Here is a 16,353-nt window from a genome sequence, read left to right on the forward strand (position 1 = left end):
CTGCTGCCGGTGTGATCCCACTTCCAGCGTGTCGGCCGGCTCGCCGCCGGGGCAGAAGCCGAGGGGCCCGTCGGCACACACGTCGGGAAGCGGAGGCCACCGTTACCGGGACGCGGCAGCGGAGGCCACGACCGCGCGGGCGGAGCGAACGAGCAGGGCCGCGTCGGTGGCGACGACGACGAACCGGTGCCCGCGGGCGATACGGCTCGCGGCACCGGCGCCGTCGGGCGCGGTGATCCCCATGACGTGGCCCGCGCGTCGACAGGTCTCCTCGATACCGCGCACCATCCGTTCCAGCTCGGGGTCGTCGAGCCCGAGGCCGCAGCTGACGGCCAGGTCGGCGGGGCCGATCATGACGCCGTCCAGGCCGGGAGTCGACGCGATGGCGTCGGCGTTCTCGACCGCCTCACGGCTCTCCAGCTGGCCGATCAGGCAGACGTCCTGGTTGCCCTGCTCCATGTAGTCCGGCAGTCCCACGCCTCCCCAGCCACCCGCCCGCCCGGAGTTGCTGACGCTCCGCCGGCCGAGTGGCGGAAACCTGCAGGCGGCGACGGCGTCGCGAGCCTGGTCCGCGTCGTCGACGTGCGGGACGATCAGCCCTGCCGCACCGGCGTCCAGGGGAGGTTGCACGTCCCGCGGCGCGTGGCCGGGGACCCGCACGAAGGGCACGATGCCGCAGCCGCGAGCGATCGCGATCATCGCCGACAGGTCCCGGGGGCCGATGAGGGCGTGTTCGTTGTCGAGGACGACGAAGTCGAGCCCGCCGGCCGCGAGGACCTCCACGATCTCGGGGGTGGGCAGCTTCACGAACGTTCCCAGTACCGGACGTTCGGCTGTTTCCAGCGGGTTCACATGGCACCGCCCTGCGGTGCGGGGTCGACTGGGTAGTCCGCCGCGTTGAGGACCCAGCCCTGTTCGAGGAAGTCCCGCCGCGGGGGCGCGAAGACGTCGATCAGGTCGTGGTCTCCGTCGTGGACGGCACGCGTGGTGTGAACGACGCCCGGCGGGATGACCGCCACGGACGGGCTCTGGCACGGGACGTGCGCGTCCTCGCGCCACTCGCTCAGCCGGGGCGTCCACGGCGTACGGAAGTGGTGGACGAAGTCCCCGGCCAAGGTCACCGAGCCCTGCTCGAAGTCGTCGTGGACGTGGGGGGAGAGCTTCTCGGGGTCCCGGGGGCCCTCCTGCCGGGGAAACCAGTTGATCATGAGGTTCGAGGTTCGGAAGATCCGGCCGAGGCGGGCAGGGTCCTCGGAGACCGTGGACATCCGGTGGACGACGGGCCCTGTGGGCCGTGCCGCGGGACTGTGCCGCGGCAGTGGAGCGACGGCTGGATCGGGGCTGTCATAGAGGGCCGTGTTCGCGGCTCGCTCCTGTACGGCCCCCGCGAGGCCGGAGAAGACCTTCAGTACCGTGCATTCCCGGTCGGCGGTGACGGTGCCGCCGCCGGGCGGCACGATCACCACGCCCGGCTCGTCGAGGACGGCCTGCCCGCTCGGGCAGGACACCGACAGCCGCACGCCCTCCTGTGTCAGCAGCACGATGTGCTCGTCGGGTACGTCGGACTCCTCGACCGCCTCGCCGGGGCCGAGAGGCGTGAGGGAGACGGTGAAGTTCTGCCCGCGCACGTACTGCGAGCGGCCGGGCGTCCGCGCCCACTCGGTCACGTACGGTTCCCGGGGCAGCCGACCGCCGGTGTCGGCGCGGGGCGCGGGGTTCAGGAGACGGCGGGGATCATCAATGGGGTGGGGCATGTCCTCACTGTCGGACCCCGCTCCGGTGCGATCAATGAGCAAGTGCCGATAGCATCGTTCGGCGCAACCGAATGATCAGGGAGGCCGGGATGAACCTCGCTCAGTTGGAGTGCTTCCTCGCGGTCGCCGACGAGTTGCATTTCGGTCGTGCCGCCGAGCGGCTGCACCGCAGCCCCGCGACCGTCTCGGAGACGGTCGCCGCTCTGGAACGCGGCATCGGCGGCAGGCTGTTCGCGCGCACCAGCCGGAGGGTCGACCTGACGCCCGAGGGCGCGCGCTTCCTCCAGGAGGTACGTGGGCCCTACGAGCAACTGCTGCGGGCGCACGCTCGTGCTTCCGCTCGGGCGCGCACGCCGCGTCCGGAGGTGGTCGTCGCGCACACCCCTCAGCTGGGGCAGCTGCTGCTGCCGGGCCTCCATGTCACGCCCGAGAGCCGGGACCCCGCTCACCCGCCCTGGCGGCCGGTGCTGATGCACACCCATCAGCAGCAGCGGGCGGTGGCGGCGGGCACGGTCGACATCGGCCTGTGCTGGTCGGCGTCGGTGCAGCCGCCCTTGCGGAGCTCCGTACTGCGGGAGGTCCCCATCGTGGCCCTGCTGGCCCAGGACGACCCGTTGGCCCGCAAGGACGTCGTCACCATGACCTCACTGCGAGGCCGGAGGCTGGTGATGACACCCCGGAAGGACAACGCGTTCTGGGCGGGGGCCGCCCGGATGGCCTTCGCGCGGGCGGCCCTGGAACCGGTCGACGTGGCGGAGGTCGAACGCTACGACGACCTGGCCCTGCAAGTGCGGGCGGGTGGACTGGTCGGCCTGCACCCGGCGCTCGGAGCAGCCTTCGACCGCGTCCCGGGAGTGGTGATGCGGCCTGTGACGCCGGAGCTGAGTGTGGCGATCTGCGCGCTGACGCGCGAGGACGCAGGGCCGACCGTCTCCGACCTGGTCGGCACGCTACGGGAGACGGCGCGTGAGGCGGAGCTTCCCGTGGAGAACCGCGTGGAGGTCAGCGGTTGAGCCCGGCGGCGTGGCGTACGGCCGCGTCGAGGATGCCGGCCACGGCCTCCAGCTCGGCCGTGTCGCGCGGCGGGTAGAGCAACAGATACGTGGCGGGGAGCTGGGGCGTGGCCCCGGCCAGGGGGTGGCGTTCGCCCCAGGACTTCTCGATCACGGCTCGGGCGTCAGGCGCCGCCAGGACCAGATGCATGGAGCCATCGCCGGGATGGATGTGGGCGATCTCGCCCCGCGTCGCGCGGATGTCGGTGGGCGCGGTCTCATGGTCCACCAGGGTGATCGCCTGGCAGTGGCCCTCCAGCCGACTGCGCTGCCAGGTCGCGATGTTCGCGTGCGCGGCGACCGCATCCCCGAACACCGCTTCGAGCGCATGGCGCATGGCTGTGCCCACGCTCTGGTCGACCGGTCGGTGCGGGATGGGCCAGTGGCCGACCGACGGGCGTGGGCCGTTGCGGTACGTCAGCTCGGCCAGCCGACCCGTGGTGCGGCGACCGTCACCGTCGTCTCCGTATCCGGTGACGTCCAGGGGGTCGATCGTCTTGAGCCGGAGGCATGTCGTGGTCAGCCAGCCGCGGGGAGAGTGCGGAAGTCCGCCGACACCGAGGGTTTTCCAGGCGCGGTAGTCGCGCCGGACCCAGGTACTCGCGGCGGCGAGGGCGCAGAGGGTCGCGGTGAGTGCTGCCGGGGAGGGGCGCCGCTGCGGGGATGAGGTCATGGCGTGCTCCAAACGGAAGGACGTTCAGGCGAACGCAAGGCCACGGCTAGGTCATTGCGCCTGGTCGCCGTAGTCCTCGCTGATGAGGTTCGTGCCGATCGGAAGGGCCGGGAGGGGTGAGCCGAGCAGGCGCAGGACGCGGGAGCGGTGCAGGCCGAGGCCGAGGAGGACCGCTTGGGTGACGTCCTCGGCGTGGGAGGGGCCGGCCTCGCCGCGGCAGACCGAGTGGATGGCCTGGAGGCCGGCACCGGTGACGAGGTCGAGGGCGGCTTCCAGGCTGCTGATCCGGAGCAGGCCGTCGGCGATTCCGTCCTGGAGCGTCTCGGTGGCGTTGCGGAACGTGTCGTGGCCGAACGCCTGCCGGCCGTTGGCTGCGACGTTGACCATGGCCCAGCCCCACTGCGGGTTCCGCTGTGCCTTGCGGATGTAGAGCCGCAGGGCCCAACTGGTGCGCGTGGCGGGGTCGGGTGCCCGCGCCACGGCCGCGTCCATCCCGTGGTTCAGCTCGTAGGCCATCACGTCGAGGAGGTCGTCGCGGCTGTCGAAGTAGTTGTAGAAGGTGCCCCGGGCCACCCCGGTGTGCCGGATGACGTCCTCGATCTGGGTGTGGCGTCCCTCGGGCCGGCCCAGGAGTTCGAAGGCGGCCCGGATGAGCCGCAGCCGGGTCTCGGCGCGTTTCCGCGCTCCCCGACCGCCGTCGGTCTCGGGCGGTCGGGTGGGCGGGGGTGAGGAGGGCTGGGTGGTCATCGCGTCATGCTAGTGAGTGCCCCCGCGTCGAGGAACGTCAGCGCCAGCCGCCGGAACTCGATCGATCCGGGCAGGTCCAGGTGGGCGACACCGCCGAGCACCCGCACCTGTGTGTCGGGCAGCGCGGCGGCCAGCGCGTGCACCGGATGCGCCACCGGGTCGTTCTCCCCGACCACCAGGAGCACGGGACAGCGGACGTGGGCCAGCCGGTCCGGGGTGAGTACGGGGTTCGCGGCGCGGCGCAGGCAGGCGGCCAGGGCCAGGGGGTCGTTGCCGTTGCCGACGCCGTAGTCCGCCAGTTCCCGGACGGCCGTCGAGGCCTCGGCGTGGGCCCCGTTCTCCAGGACGTCGGCGAGGTCCTGCCCGAGGGGCTCGGGGGCGAACGCGTTGTCCCCGAGCCCGCCCAGCACCAGTCGGTGAAACCGGTTCGGATGCCGGGCCGCGATCTCCAGGAGCACCTTGGCGCCGAGTGAGAAGCCAACGGCGTCCAGCACGCCGTCGGTGGGCAGTCTCCCCAGGACTTCGGAGGCGAGGTCGGCGTAGTCACCGGGATCATGGGGCTGGGGCCCTGAACCGTGTCCGGGCAGATCGACCGCGACGACCGTGTGCCCTTGTCCGGACAGGGACCGGCGCCAGCCGTTGTCCTCCCAGTCCGAGGCCGCGCTGCCGCCCCAGCCGTGCACCAGGACCACGCCTTCCCCAGCCGCCGCCCCGGGCGTAGGGCTCACTGACCCGTGCGCAGCCGGCTGTGCGCGATGCCCACGCCGACCGCTGTGACGGTGTCGGGCGAGTAGTAGTCGACGACGCGCTCGCCCGCTCCGCAGGCCTCTGCCGCCGCAGCGGCGGCTACCCACTGACGGATCTCCGAGCCGCCACCACCGCCCGCCCGGAGGATCTCCTCGTCGGTCCAGGTGTCGAACGCGGCGAGGTCGCCGGCGAAGGTGGCCAGGAACTTCTCGTCCCACTTTTCATTGATCCACGGCACCTTGAGCTCGCCGCTGACCAGCTGCCCGCTGAGGTCGTCCATGCCGGTCTGGATCTTCTCCATGAACGCGGCGCGGGTCAGCGTCCCGCGGGCGCCGCCGCTGACGATGTAGTCCCGGGTGACCTCGTCGGGGGCGGTGTCGTACTGCGGGAAGATCGAGTCGGTCTCGTGCGAGAGCCCGCCCGACCCCAGGAAGGCGACCTTCAGCCCCAGCGTCCGGGCGAACGTGCCGACCGCCTCGCCGATCGCCCGGACGCGGCGCATGGTCGGGCGCGGCTCGCTCAGCACGTTGACGTGGATGGGGATGACCGGCTTGGCGTCGAGGTCGCCCAGGAAGTGGCCCAGGACGTTGGAGAATCCGTGGTCCACCCCCATGTCGTAGGAGGTGGCGATGTCGAAGTCCTGCGCCACCAGGTGGTCGGCCAGTTTCCGTGAGATGTCCATGGGGACGTCGAGGGTGCCGGGCCTGCCACCGCAGTCGTCCACGGCCCAGGCCTTGTGTCCGACCATGAACTGCGGGGCGTTGTTGAGGAAGACGTTGTCGTAGTGGTCGCCGCCGAAGACGATGACCAGATCGGGGTCGAAGCTTCGGAACTCGGCTACGCGGGCGTCGTAGGCCTTCCAGGCGTCGGCGTTACTCTCGCGCTCCTGCATGGTGAACAGCGGCACGTGCACGACACAGGCGAGGTAAGCGGTGGACTCGGTGGAGGACATCGGTGTGCTCCCGGTTCGGTGGACGGTTCGGTGGGACGAGGGGTTCAGGCGGAGGGCGAGACGAAGCCGGCGACCGTGGGGCCGATGAAGACGGCCGTCAGCCGGCGGCTCCGGAACCGCCAGCCGTCGGGGGAGCGGACGCACTCGTCCTCGGCGTCGGCGATGGTGGCGGGTGTCGGCGTCTGCAACGGCAGGTCGCCCGTACCGGCGAAGACCAGGACGGTCGACCGGCACAGGGCCCGGTCCGGGCCCAGCGGTTGGACGTGCAGGTTGGTCTGCACATGTCGGGTCGACCGCCCGAGGGCGGCCTGTTCGCGATTGCGCTTGGCGAAGTAGCTCTTGATCGCGGCACGCCCGTGCAGGTCGAGTGCTCCGGCACGGAACGCACCGTCCTCGGTGTACAGGGCGTCGACCGGTTCGGCGCTGCGCAGGTCCACACGCAGCCAGTAGTCGGCGATCAGAGCCGCAAGTTCGGTTTCCATCTGCACCAGCCCTTTCGGGGGTGTCCGTGAATGCGGCGGCACCGTAAGCGGCGCGTTTCTGGAACGTAAGGAAGAATGACAGAAGTGTCAATCAAAGAAACATGGATAGGCCACACAGGGCGAGAAAAGCGCGAGAACAGGGAAGCTGGCTTACTTTTCCACAGTGAACTTGCCATAATGCAGCTGATGGTGGCGAGCGGTGGGCGGGCTTAGGCTCTGCGCATGGGTGATGTGGAGGGTGCCGCCGGAAGCGGCCGCAGAGAAGTGCCGGGCGACGGGGACGTCTTTGCCCGTAATGGTGTTCCGCGCGCGACGTTCGAGACGGTCACGGGCCGGTGGGCGCCGCTGGTCATGCTGGCCCTCGCGGAGCGCGGCCGGCGTTTCGGTGTGCTGCGACAACGGATCCAGGGCGTGAGCGAGAAGATGCTCGCCCAGACACTCCGATCCCTCGAGCGGGACGGGCTGGTGCGTCGCAGGCTCTCCGACGGGGTACCGCCGCAAGTGGAGTACGCGCTCACACCTCTTGGCACCGCGTTCGCGCAACGGCTTCGGGCGCTGGCCGACTTGTGCGAGAGCTCTACCCAGGAGGTGGTGGCCGCGCGGGAGGCGTATGCCGACGGACTGGCCGGCTGACGGAACGTTCTACCGGTGTCGCGGCCCCGTCATCCGCGCGCCGCGATCAAGGGCAGCAGTACCTCGTCGACGATGGCCGCCACCTCGGCCGGCGGCACCGTGTCGTGGCGCATGGACTCCATCACGACCAGTCGGGGACCGACGGAGGCGATGCGCTGGGTCACCCCCGCGGGGTCGCTCTCCCCTCGGTCGGCCGCGGCGCGGAGGATGTCGAGGAGCAGTCGTTGGTGCGGCACGACCAGCGCGCGGAAGATTTCCTCGAACAGCTCCGGATGACGGGGGCGTTGGCCGATCAGCGGGCGCAGTGCCCGGCCTCGCGGTTCCTGGAGGCTCTGCGCCAGGGCACTCAGCACGGCCGCGAGGTCGCCGCGCAGGGAGCCGGTGTCCGGAGGGCTCGGCAACGGGAAGCCGGTCGCCGGGTCGGACAGCGCGGCGAGCACCAGTTCCTCGGTGGTGGACCATCGGCGGTAGAGGGTCGTCTTCGCGGTGCCGGCCCGGGCGGCGATCTTCTCGAAGCCGAGTTCCTCGAAACTCGTCTCCGCCAGTTCCTCCAAAGTGGCCAGGTAGATGGCTCGCAGGAGTGTGGCTCCCCTGCGCCGGTGGACCGTACGCGGGGTGTCCGGCGCGTCCGAGTCGTCCGGTGCGTTCGGCTCGTTCGGCGAGGAGTCGCTGGAGTCGCTGGAGTCGTGGTCGGCGGGGCGGCGAGCGGCTGTCACGGTCCGGTTATAGCTGGTGAGGCGCCCCCTCGTCGAACAGTCGGGGCCGGCGCGGCTCGGGCCTGTGGCGGCGCGACCGGGGACGGCGGGGCCCGGCTGCCGGTCGTGAGGGCGTGGGCGAGGGGCGGAGTGGCCGATCAGTGCGGCGTGCAGATCGGTCGACCCGGGGGTCGGCGCCCGCTGCACCTGGAGACCCTCGGCCGATGGTCGCGGCTCGGGCGGGAGATGCCCCTGAAGTCCCATCCCTCCGCTCGCGGGACGGCGGCACGGGGAGTACGCTCATTAGGAAACGAGTGAGTATCTTATTTCTGGAGGGTTCTCGTGCCGGCGCAACGCATCGATGTCCACGCCCACTACACGGGCGGCACGGTCGAGGAGACCTTCCGCAGCGGGTTCACCCTGGCCGGCGGCTTCAAGATGTCGGTCGAGTGGTCCCCGCGGGAGGCACTGGCCTACATGGACGGCCAGGGCATCGCCACGCAGATCCTTTCGGCACCCTGGACCTTCAGCGGCACCGCCGAGGACCCCGGTTTCGGCATCCGCTGGGCCAGGAGTGTCAACGAGGAGTGCGCGCAGTTGGTCGAGGAGCATCCGGGACGTTTCGGTGCGTTCGCCGCCCTGCCCGGTGACAGCGCCGAGGCGATGCTCGACGAGCTGGCCTACGCCCTGGACACGCTCGGGCTCGACGGCGTGATGCTGAACTCCAACACCGCCGGCCGCTACCTCGGCGAGGAGTGGGCCGAACCGCTGCTCGCCGAACTCGACCGGCGCAAGGTGCCGGTCTTCCTGCACCCGATCGACAGTCCGGTCATCGCGGGCCACCTCGGATTCGGCCGGGCCAGCTCGATCTGCGAATTCCCCTTCGACACCGCGCGCAACATCATCAACGCCCTCTATCGCGGGGTCTTCCAGCGCTACCCCGACCTGAAGCTCATCCTCGCCCACTGCGGCGGTGCGCTGCCCACACTCGGCTGGCGCCTCGCCGAGCACTCGACGATGGGCACGGGCCCCAAGGACGCCGCGATCGACCCCGCTCATGTCACCGACGCCCTGAGCAAGCTCTATTACGAGACCGCTCTGGCGGGTGGGCGGCACTCGATCCTGCCCACGCTGGAGGTCACCGGCGCCGACCACATCCTCTTCGGCACCGACTGGCCCGCAGCACCGGAACCGACGGTCGAGCGCACCATCGAGCAGCTCATGACCAACAGCTCCCTCACCGAGGCCCAGCTCGCCGCCGTGCAGCACGACAACGCACTGGCGCTCTTCCCCCGCTTCGCCTGACTTCCCTGTTCCCCCCCCCGTTGCACCCATGTCTGGAGTACACGTGACCACCACCAAGACCGCCCTCGGTAACGTCCGAGTCTTCGACGGGTCCCGTCTGAGCGAACCCACCACCGTCGTCATCGACGGCTCGGTGATCGGCACGGACGCCACCGGCGCCGAGACCCTCGACTGCGGCGGTGCCACCCTGCTGCCCGGGCTCTTCGACGCCCACGTGCACCTGATCTTCCCCGACGACCTCACCAACCTCGCCCGCCACGGCATCACGACCGCTCTCGACATGGCCTGCTGGCCGCCGGAGCGGGTGGACTCCTTCCGCGGCGGGGTACCCGACATCCGCAGCGCGGGCGTCCCCGCGATCGGGCCCGGTGGCAACCACGCGCGTATGCCCGGTATGCCCGCGGAGGCGATCCTGACCGAGCCCGGCCAGGCCAAGGGCTTCGTCGCCCAGCGCGTGGCCGACGGCTCCGACTACATCAAGGTCGTCGTCGAGGAAGATCTCCTCGACCAGGCCACCATCGACGCCGTGATCGCGCAGGGCAAGGCCCAGGGCAAGCTCACCGTCGCCCATGCGTCGTCGGTCGACGCCTACCACCGAGCGGTGAACGCCGGTGCCGACGTCGTGACGCACGTGCCGCGCGACGGCGTACTCGACTCCGCCACCATCGAACGGATGGTAGAGCAGGGGACGATCGCTGTTCCCACGCTGGCCATGATGGAAGCGGTCATCAAGGGTGCTCGTCCGCCGGGACAGGACTATTCCTACAGCCGCGATTCGGTGGCCGCCCTCCACGCGGCCGGGATTCCCATCCTGGCCGGTACGGACGCCTTCTCCGGCCCCGCCCCCATCCCGAACCCGGTCACCCACGGCCCCAGCCTCCACCACGAGCTGGCACTCCTGGTCGACGCCGGCCTGACCCCGGCCGAAGCCCTCCAGGCCGCCACGGCCCTGCCCGCCCGCCACTTCGACCTCCCCGACCGCGGCGCCGTCCGCCCCGGCCTGCGCGCGGACCTGCTCCTCATCGACGGCGACCCACTGGCCGACATCAGCGCCACCGGCAGGATCAAGCGCATTTGGGCGGCCGGGACCGACGTCACTCCCGCCGGCTGAGGGGACTCCGTGCCACCGGCTCCGGCCGCCGACAGCGCCGTATGCGACGGGAACGAAGCCAGCGATGATGAAGGACTTGCCGTGACTGACCTGCCTGACGAACTGATCGACGTCCATGCCCACTTCGTCACCGACTCCTACGTGGCGGCAGCCAAGGCCGGTGGACACACCCATCCGGACGGAATGCCCGGATGGCCCTCCTGGGACGTGGATGACCACCTGCGGTTCATGGACGAGAACCGCATCAGCACATCAATGCTGTCCATCTCTTCCCCAGGGACCCATTTCGGCGACGACGCAGCCGCCCGCACGCTCACCCGCGAGGTCAACGACCACGCGGCCGGCCTCGTCCGCGCCCATCCGAGCCGCTTCGGCCACTTCGCCTCCCTGCCCCTGCCGGACGTGGAGGGCAGCCTCACCGAACTTGCCTACGCCCTGGACGAGTTGGGCAGCGACGGCGTCGCCATCGAGACCAACGCACACGGCCACTACCTGGGCGATCCGCGTTTCGAGCCCCTCTGGGCCGAACTCGACCGTCGCCGGGCTGTCGTCTTCGTTCACCCGACCTCGCCCGTCCGGCCCGAGACAGTCGCCGTGGGGCGTCCGCGGCCGATGCTGGAGTTCATCTTCGACTCCACCCGCGCCGTCTCCGACCTGGTTCTCAACGGAGTCCTGACCCGCTATGCGGGCGTCCAATGGGTCTTCACCCACGGCGGCGGCGCCCTGCCGCTGCTGGCCGACCGGATGGAGCTCTTCCGTACCGCGTTCGGAGGCAGTTCACCGGACGACCCGTCCGTCCAGGAGCAGGTTTCCAAGCTCTGGTTCGACATCGCTGGGACCCCCTTCCCCCAGCAAGTCCCCGCTCTGGAAAAGGCTTTCGGAGCTGAGCGGATTCTGTACGGCAGTGACTACTGCTGGACACCGGATGGCGCTCTCGCTCACCAGATCGCCTCCATCGACAAGGCCGATCAGCCCGAGGCCACCACATGGCGGAACCTCACCTCAGCAAACGCGAAGCGCCTGATTCCCCGCATCGCACGAAACGACGCGTGAGACCGTGCTCCAGGACCCCTTGGCCTTCAGCGGTCGTAACGTGGGGACCAAGGCTGAGGGAGCGCGCGCTGGTTGGCGTTCACACCATCACCGGTAGATAGGGCCCGGGGCCCTTCAGGGTGCGGTGGATGGGGGCGGTCGCTGTGTGGCGAGGGCCGGGGAGCGTGGCGACCGACTCGGTGAGGTAGCGGTAGAAGAGCTGGGCGTTCGGGACGTCGATGCTGGCGTTGAGATTCGCCGTGCTCGTCGTGGCCGTGGCGAAGGCGACCTCGGGGTGTGCGGCGAGCACCGCTCCCGCTTCGGCGAGACGGATCGATCTCCAGCCAGAGGGCGGCCGTTCAGCGGGAGGGGTCCGAGGGTCTCGGCCGCGCCGGCATGGGGAGGATGACGGTCCCCATGCCCGTCGCCGAGACGCCGAGCCAGGGAAGGGCGTGAGCAGCGGCGGCATCATCAAGGCGATGATGCCGCCGATGGAGCGGCCGGTCAGGAACACCGTCGGCAGCGAAGCGGGCAGCGGCCTGACCGATCGCCGCGCCAGGCAACTCGACGTGCCGGGTGAAGGTATTGTCCTTGGGCGCGAGAGGCGAGCTGTCTCCGTAACCGGGTCGGTCCAGGGCCGGCACCGAGTACCTGTGCCGGGCGGCCGTGTCGATCAGTGACCCTTCGGGGAGCCCTGTACGTCGAAGTACCGGGCGGTGAAGGTGCCGCCGTGCAGAGCGACGATCACAGCCATTGGCGCTGTCTCCGGCGGGGCCTGCGGCAATGGCTGTGATCTTGTGTCCATCGACTTCGAAGGTCAGGCTCTCGCGTTGCGTGGCCAGGCGGGGGCTCCCTGTCGAAGGATGGAGTGTGCGTGCGAGTACAGGGGCGCGGCTCATCGTGCATCGCTGCGGCCCGTTTCCTGGCGTGGGAGGTGACACGAAATTCGGCCGGGGCAGGCGGTATTGGTCCCTGCGGGGCTACCGCACAAGGGGCAGGTACGTACGCCGTCCTGCCTTGGGTGGACTGACCCACCAGGTCCGCCGACTCACCAAGGCGGGACTGCGCACCACCATTGGGCGAGATACCCCTCAGACCGGCGGATACCGAAGCCCGAAGCCCAGCGGGAAGAGTGGGTCGGGGCCCTGCTGGGGCTGGTCGGGGAGGCTCTTTTCAACCTCCGTCATGGAACGGGGGAGTTGGAAGGGGAGGCGTCCCTGCGGGGTCGCGTGGCCGAACAAGACGTCGAACAGTGCTGCGTCCGAGGCTCCGTAGACACCCAGCAGGGCGGCAGCGTCTTCGGCGATCTCCGGGATGACGGCCGGCCGGTCCAGGTGAAGGGCGACCACCGTGGGTACGGCGTTCAACAGGGCCTGGATCGCGGCCAGTTGATCGGCGGGGAAGTCGAGCCGGCCGGCGTGGAAGAACGCCTCGAAGCCGCCGGGACGGGGCTCGTACGGGGTGGACAGGCGGAGCACGGCGACGTCGGCCTGGGCCGGGTCGTCGACCACCTCGCCGTACTGGGCCGCCACGTCCGCGGCGACGCCTCGTACGTAGACCTTCGGACGGTCGTCGCTGAGCGGCAGGAGCCCGGCGTCGTTCTTGAGGAGCGTGAGGGAGCGTCGCTGCGCCGCGTCGCCGAGTGCCCGGAACCGGCGGCTGCCGACGACCTCCTCCGCCTCGTCGGGGTTGACGTAACGGCGGTCGTCGAAGAGTCCGAGACGGAACTTCTCGGTCAGCAGACGACCGGCGGACTGGTCGAGGCGTGCTGCGGTGATGCGGCCGGAGCGAACCAGTTCGACGACGAGGTCGGTGCACCATTCGCCGCCGAACTGGTCGGCGCCGGCGTCCAGGACCTTCGCGGCCCGTTCCAGCGGGGTGAGGTGTTCGACTCCCCAGGCGCGGGCGGGCATCGGCTGGCCGAATATCACGTCGTCGGTGATCAGGCCCCAGTCGGTGCACACGATGCCGTCGAAGCCCAGCTGCTCGCGCAACAGGCCGGTGATGACGCCCTTGTTGAAGCCGAAGCCGACCTCCTCGTACGAGGTGCCGACGGGCATGCCGTAGTAGGGCATGATCTGCGTCGCCCCGGCGGCGATGGCGGCCTTGAAGGGCTCCAGGTGATAGTCGAAGAAGCCGCCGGGATACACCTGTTCGCGGCCGTAGACGAAGTGTGCGTCCTCGCCGTCCTTCTGGGGGCCCGCGCCGGGGAAGTGCTTGACCATGGCGGCGACACTGTCCGCGCCGAGGTGTCCGTCGGGACCCTGTAGCCCCTCCAAGTAGGCGGTGACGAGGCGGGAGGTGAGGTCGGCGTCCTCGCCGAAGGTGCCGCTGACGCGCGCCCATCGCGGCTCGGTCGCCAGGTCGATCTGCGGGTGCAGTGCGAGCCGGATGCCGACGGCGAGGTACTCGCGGCGCACGACGTCGGCGTACTCGCGCATCAGCTCCGGGTCGTCCAGCGCGGCCAGACCGAGCGTCTCGGGCCACTGGGAGAAGGCACCGGCACGCATCGCGGTGCCGGGGTTGTCGGTGAAGGCGTGCCGGGGGTCGGAGGAGAGGGTGACCGGGATGCCGAGGCGGGTGTCGGCGGCCAGTACCTGCAGCCGGTTGTGCCATTCCGCGATCTGCCGCGGACCGGCGCCGCCGAGCAGGTTGAAGTGGTTCATCTGCTGCTGCCCCACCAGCTCACCGGCGGTGTAGGGGAGCATGTCGGGTGCGTCGGCGAGGGAGCCGTCCGTGTTCATGGTGAGCACGGTCTGGAAGAGCAGGCCCACCTTCTCCTCGACGGTCATGCGGGCCAGCAGGTCGGTGACGCGCCGCTCCACGGGGAGGTTGGGGTCACGGTAGGTGCCGGCGTCGGCGGGAGTGGTCATGCGGTTGCTCCGGAGGTCACGAGTGTGCGGGGAAAAAGAGGAAGGCGAGCGAGACGCTCAGCGCACGGCGCGGATGAAGCGCAGTGCCACGGCGCCCGCTGCCGCAGCGGCGGCGCCGAAGAGGTAGAGCGCCAGGTAGTTGGTCCGGTCGGCGCTGGCGATGCCGAGGAAGAGGGGAGCGATGGCCGGGACGAGTGACTGCGGGAGGGCGTTGGCCACGTTGAGTACGCCCAGGTCCTTCGCCGCGTCCTCGGCGCGAGGCAGCGTCTTGACGGCGATGGCGGTGTCGACGGCCAGGTAGGCGCCCATGCCGAGACCGAACACCGTGATGGCCGCGAGGAACGCGCCCGTGGAGTGCGCCGTCGCGAGGCCCGCGATCCCGGCGGCGAGGATGGCGGTGCCGGTGTAGACGCAGAACTTGCGGCGGCCTGTCCGGTCCGACAGCCAGCCGAAGAACAGGGAGCCGAAGACCGCGCCGATGGTCATGACCGTCATACCGATGGCGACGGTGCCGGTGGCCTCGTGCGTGCTCTGGCCGAGCTGGTCCTCGGCGAAGTAGAGCTGGTAGCCCGTTGCGGACGAGACACCGACGAAGACCAGGAAGCGGCCGACGAAGTTCCAGGCGAAGTCGGGGTGCCGGCGCGGCGAGACCCAGAAGGAGCGCAGGAACGAGCCGATCCGGAACGGCGGCAGCGCGCCCTTGTCGGCGGGCGGGTCGCCGCGCAGCGCCGTGTTGATCAGCGCTGCTCCGGCCAGGCCCAGCACGCCGGGGAGAGCGAACAGCAGCAGGGAGGATCCGGTCAGTGCCCGCGCCAGGACGGCGCCGACGACCATGGCCACATACGTCATCATCCCCACGGCGCCGGAGATACGGCCCCGGACGCGGTCCGGTACCCGGTCGGCCAGCACCGCGTGCATGGCGGCCAACGCGGCGTTGACGCCGAGCTGGGTGATCGCCCAGCCGCAGGCCAGGACCGCGATGTTGTCGGCGAGGCCACTCACCACGAGACCGACGAAGCCGACCGCCATGCCGCCTGCCACCCACGGACGCCGGCGGCCGAACCGGGACGTGGTGCGGTCGGAGAGCGCACCGAAGAGCGGGCCACCGATCAGGGCGAGGAACCCGCCGATCGCCAGCACCGTGCTGAGCGAGGAGGCCTTGCCGTCCGGGTCGATCTGCGAGACCCGCAGGGACAGCGAGACCGTGACCGGGGTGAAGAGCGCGAGGGATATGAGGAACTGAGCGGCGACGAGCCGGATCGCGAAGCCGGTTGTGTAGCCGGGCAGTTGGCTCGATTCTGACCCGGCCGCTCGATGGGTCGGTACGGCCTCGGGCGTCGCCTGGTCCGCGCTTACGGGCGACGTCTGCCGGTCGGCGAACGATCTTTCCATGGTGACCTCCATGTACGACGGCACCGTCGCGCGTCGACCGGGCCACAGTAAAACTGAACGAGTCGAATAGTTTCACTTAGTGACGCAGCTCACCCTGTGGTTGGGTGTCGCCGCGGAGTGGTGGTGGCTCTGGGGTCGCCTCGAAGATCGTCCTCGATAGGGTGATGCCCATGACCCCTACGGCTGGATCTTCGGCGTCGAGCCCGAAGACGGCGGGCAGACGACGGGCAGGTGGCACCTACGCCGCGGCCGACGCCCGCCGTGAGGCGATCCTCGACGCCGCCACGACGGCCTTCGCGCAGGCCGGGTACGGCAGTTCCTCACTGGCCCGGATCGCCGCCGACGCCGGTACGTCCGCGACGGTGGTCGTGCACCATTTCGGTTCCAAGGAACGGCTGTTGGTGGCCGTGCTCGAGCAGCACGAGGCCGTCACGCGTGATCGTACGATCGCGCTGGAGACGGCCGGTCTGCTGAACTCTCTGGCGGCGCTGCGCGACCTCAAGCTGGAGACCGCCACGTACAACCTCGCCCACCCGGGCAGGCTGCAACTGTTCGTCCAGCTCTCCGCGGAGGCGGGGAACCCGGCCCACCCGGCACACGAACGCTTCCGTCGCCGCTATGTCGAGAACCGTGCCGCGCACGAGCGTTGTCTGCGTGCGGCGATCGCCTCGGGCGAGATCCGCGACGACGTGAACGTGCGGTCGGTGGCCCGCGAGATTCCGGCCGTCAGCGATGGCCTCCAGGTCCAGTGGGCGCTGGAACCCGACTCCATCGACCTGCACGCCGAGCTGAACAGCTACTTCGACCGCCTCTCCCGCGCCCTCAGCCCCGACGGCAGAACCCTGCCACCACCCACGGAGCTGCCGCAGGTCTGAGCGGCCGGGGCTCGGGTCTCGGTGGCTTGG

The 16,353-nt window shown here is 70.3% G+C and carries 18 protein-coding genes; 7 read left to right on the top strand and 11 right to left on the bottom strand.

From position 1 onward, the window contains the following. Window positions 1-102: 102 nt before the first annotated feature. Window positions 103-807: an HpcH/HpaI aldolase/citrate lyase family protein gene (locus ACIRHA_RS03360; RefSeq protein WP_403839310.1), complete on the bottom strand. Its 705-nt coding sequence runs from the start codon at window positions 805-807 to the stop codon at window positions 103-105. 41 nt (window positions 808-848) lie between these two features. Beyond that, complete coding sequence (locus ACIRHA_RS03365) at window positions 849-1,754, bottom strand: hypothetical protein (RefSeq protein ID WP_403839312.1); 906 nt, start codon at window positions 1,752-1,754, stop codon at window positions 849-851. Window positions 1,755-1,843: 89 nt separating this feature from the next. On the opposite strand from ACIRHA_RS03365, the gene ACIRHA_RS03370 reads away from it, so the two are divergent. After that, on the top strand, window positions 1,844-2,767 hold the full coding sequence (locus ACIRHA_RS03370) for a LysR family transcriptional regulator (protein WP_403839314.1): 924 nt from the start codon (window positions 1,844-1,846) through the stop codon (window positions 2,765-2,767). On the opposite strand, the gene ACIRHA_RS03375 is transcribed toward ACIRHA_RS03370, so the two are convergent. Genes ACIRHA_RS03375 through ACIRHA_RS03395 form a run of 5 tightly spaced genes read right to left on the bottom strand, consistent with a single transcriptional unit; the run spans window position 2,757 to window position 6,407 of the window. Then, window positions 2,757-3,479, bottom strand: coding sequence for a luciferase family protein (locus ACIRHA_RS03375; RefSeq protein WP_403839316.1), 723 nt, complete (start codon window positions 3,477-3,479; stop codon window positions 2,757-2,759). The genes ACIRHA_RS03370 and ACIRHA_RS03375 overlap by 11 nt on opposite strands. A gap of 51 nt (window positions 3,480-3,530) precedes the next feature. Then, on the bottom strand, window positions 3,531-4,226 hold the full coding sequence (locus tag ACIRHA_RS03380; protein WP_403839318.1) for a TetR/AcrR family transcriptional regulator: 696 nt from the start codon (window positions 4,224-4,226) through the stop codon (window positions 3,531-3,533). Then, the gene (locus ACIRHA_RS03385) at window positions 4,223-4,918 is read right to left on the bottom strand and encodes an alpha/beta fold hydrolase (RefSeq protein WP_403839320.1); all 696 of its coding nucleotides are present in this window, start codon (window positions 4,916-4,918) and stop codon (window positions 4,223-4,225) included. The genes ACIRHA_RS03380 and ACIRHA_RS03385 overlap by 4 nt, the downstream gene beginning before the upstream one ends. A gap of 32 nt (window positions 4,919-4,950) precedes the next feature. Next, the gene (locus ACIRHA_RS03390) at window positions 4,951-5,925 is read right to left on the bottom strand and encodes a hypothetical protein (RefSeq protein WP_403839322.1); all 975 of its coding nucleotides are present in this window, start codon (window positions 5,923-5,925) and stop codon (window positions 4,951-4,953) included. 44 nt (window positions 5,926-5,969) lie between these two features. Continuing rightward, on the bottom strand, window positions 5,970-6,407 hold the full coding sequence (locus tag ACIRHA_RS03395) for a nuclear transport factor 2 family protein (protein ID WP_403839324.1): 438 nt from the start codon (window positions 6,405-6,407) through the stop codon (window positions 5,970-5,972). A 222-nt stretch (window positions 6,408-6,629) separates the two neighbouring features. Between ACIRHA_RS03395 and ACIRHA_RS03400 the strand changes: the two genes are divergently transcribed. Continuing rightward, complete coding sequence (locus tag ACIRHA_RS03400; protein ID WP_403839326.1) at window positions 6,630-7,040, top strand: winged helix-turn-helix transcriptional regulator; 411 nt, start codon at window positions 6,630-6,632, stop codon at window positions 7,038-7,040. A gap of 29 nt (window positions 7,041-7,069) precedes the next feature. Here the strand turns inward: ACIRHA_RS03400 and ACIRHA_RS03405 are convergent, their stop codons facing one another. Then, window positions 7,070-7,756 carry a TetR/AcrR family transcriptional regulator gene (locus tag ACIRHA_RS03405; protein ID WP_403839328.1) on the bottom strand — a complete coding sequence of 229 codons (687 nt, stop codon included), beginning with the start codon at window positions 7,754-7,756 and terminating at the stop codon, window positions 7,070-7,072. 321 nt (window positions 7,757-8,077) lie between these two features. Here ACIRHA_RS03405 and ACIRHA_RS03410 point away from each other — a divergent pair, with 321 nt between their 5' ends. The 3 genes from ACIRHA_RS03410 to ACIRHA_RS03420 all read left to right on the top strand — a co-directional run bounded on the left by ACIRHA_RS03410 (window position 8,078) and on the right by ACIRHA_RS03420 (window position 11,204). Then, window positions 8,078-9,040: an amidohydrolase family protein gene (locus ACIRHA_RS03410; RefSeq protein ID WP_403839330.1), complete on the top strand. Its 963-nt coding sequence runs from the start codon at window positions 8,078-8,080 to the stop codon at window positions 9,038-9,040. 43 nt (window positions 9,041-9,083) lie between these two features. Next, window positions 9,084-10,151, top strand: coding sequence for an amidohydrolase family protein (locus ACIRHA_RS03415; protein WP_403839332.1), 1,068 nt, complete (start codon window positions 9,084-9,086; stop codon window positions 10,149-10,151). 90 nt (window positions 10,152-10,241) lie between these two features. Continuing rightward, entirely contained in the window at window positions 10,242-11,204 is a 963-nt protein-coding gene (locus ACIRHA_RS03420; protein WP_403842079.1) for an amidohydrolase family protein, read from the top strand. Between the two features lie 79 nt (window positions 11,205-11,283). Here ACIRHA_RS03420 and ACIRHA_RS03425 read toward each other — a convergent pair whose 3' ends face one another. Then, window positions 11,284-11,493, bottom strand: a complete 210-nt coding sequence (locus ACIRHA_RS03425; protein WP_403839334.1) for a hypothetical protein — start codon at window positions 11,491-11,493, stop codon at window positions 11,284-11,286. 142 nt (window positions 11,494-11,635) lie between these two features. On the opposite strand from ACIRHA_RS03425, the gene ACIRHA_RS03430 reads away from it, so the two are divergent. After that, the gene (locus ACIRHA_RS03430; protein WP_403839335.1) at window positions 11,636-11,863 is read left to right on the top strand and encodes a hypothetical protein; all 228 of its coding nucleotides are present in this window, start codon (window positions 11,636-11,638) and stop codon (window positions 11,861-11,863) included. Window positions 11,864-12,274: 411 nt separating this feature from the next. Here ACIRHA_RS03430 and ACIRHA_RS03435 read toward each other — a convergent pair whose 3' ends face one another. Both ACIRHA_RS03435 and ACIRHA_RS03440 read right to left on the bottom strand, forming a co-directional pair. Then, window positions 12,275-14,056 carry a glycoside hydrolase family 3 protein gene (locus tag ACIRHA_RS03435; protein ID WP_403839337.1) on the bottom strand — a complete coding sequence of 594 codons (1,782 nt, stop codon included), beginning with the start codon at window positions 14,054-14,056 and terminating at the stop codon, window positions 12,275-12,277. A gap of 57 nt (window positions 14,057-14,113) precedes the next feature. Next, entirely contained in the window at window positions 14,114-15,448 is a 1,335-nt protein-coding gene (locus ACIRHA_RS03440; protein WP_403839339.1) for an MFS transporter, read from the bottom strand. A gap of 170 nt (window positions 15,449-15,618) precedes the next feature. Here ACIRHA_RS03440 and ACIRHA_RS03445 point away from each other — a divergent pair, with 170 nt between their 5' ends. Further along, window positions 15,619-16,323, top strand: coding sequence for a TetR/AcrR family transcriptional regulator (locus ACIRHA_RS03445; RefSeq protein WP_403839341.1), 705 nt, complete (start codon window positions 15,619-15,621; stop codon window positions 16,321-16,323). Window positions 16,324-16,353 lie beyond the last annotated feature (30 nt).

Origin of the sequence: Streptomyces sp. NPDC102360 (genome assembly GCF_044766085.1) — a bacterium.
GTDB lineage: Bacteria > Actinomycetota > Actinomycetes > Streptomycetales > Streptomycetaceae > Streptomyces.

Bases quoted from the DNA above. Each gene is read 5' to 3' on its own strand.
- ACIRHA_RS03365 (WP_403839312.1), bottom strand. From the start codon at position 1,754: ATGCCCCACCCCATTGATGATCCCCGCCGTCTCCTGAACCCCGCGCCC.
- ACIRHA_RS03370 (WP_403839314.1), top strand. From the start codon at position 1,844: ATGAACCTCGCTCAGTTGGAGTGCTTCCTCGCGGTCGCCGACGAGTTG.
- ACIRHA_RS03375 (WP_403839316.1), bottom strand. From the start codon at position 3,479: ATGACCTCATCCCCGCAGCGGCGCCCCTCCCCGGCAGCACTCACCGCG.
- ACIRHA_RS03380 (WP_403839318.1), bottom strand. From the start codon at position 4,226: ATGACCACCCAGCCCTCCTCACCCCCGCCCACCCGACCGCCCGAGACC.
- ACIRHA_RS03390 (WP_403839322.1), bottom strand. From the start codon at position 5,925: ATGTCCTCCACCGAGTCCACCGCTTACCTCGCCTGTGTCGTGCACGTG.
- ACIRHA_RS03395 (WP_403839324.1), bottom strand. From the start codon at position 6,407: ATGGAAACCGAACTTGCGGCTCTGATCGCCGACTACTGGCTGCGTGTG.
- ACIRHA_RS03400 (WP_403839326.1), top strand. From the start codon at position 6,630: ATGGGTGATGTGGAGGGTGCCGCCGGAAGCGGCCGCAGAGAAGTGCCG.
- ACIRHA_RS03435 (WP_403839337.1), bottom strand. From the start codon at position 14,056: ATGACCACTCCCGCCGACGCCGGCACCTACCGTGACCCCAACCTCCCC.
- ACIRHA_RS03440 (WP_403839339.1), bottom strand. From the start codon at position 15,448: ATGGAAAGATCGTTCGCCGACCGGCAGACGTCGCCCGTAAGCGCGGAC.
- ACIRHA_RS03445 (WP_403839341.1), top strand. From the start codon at position 15,619: ATGACCCCTACGGCTGGATCTTCGGCGTCGAGCCCGAAGACGGCGGGC.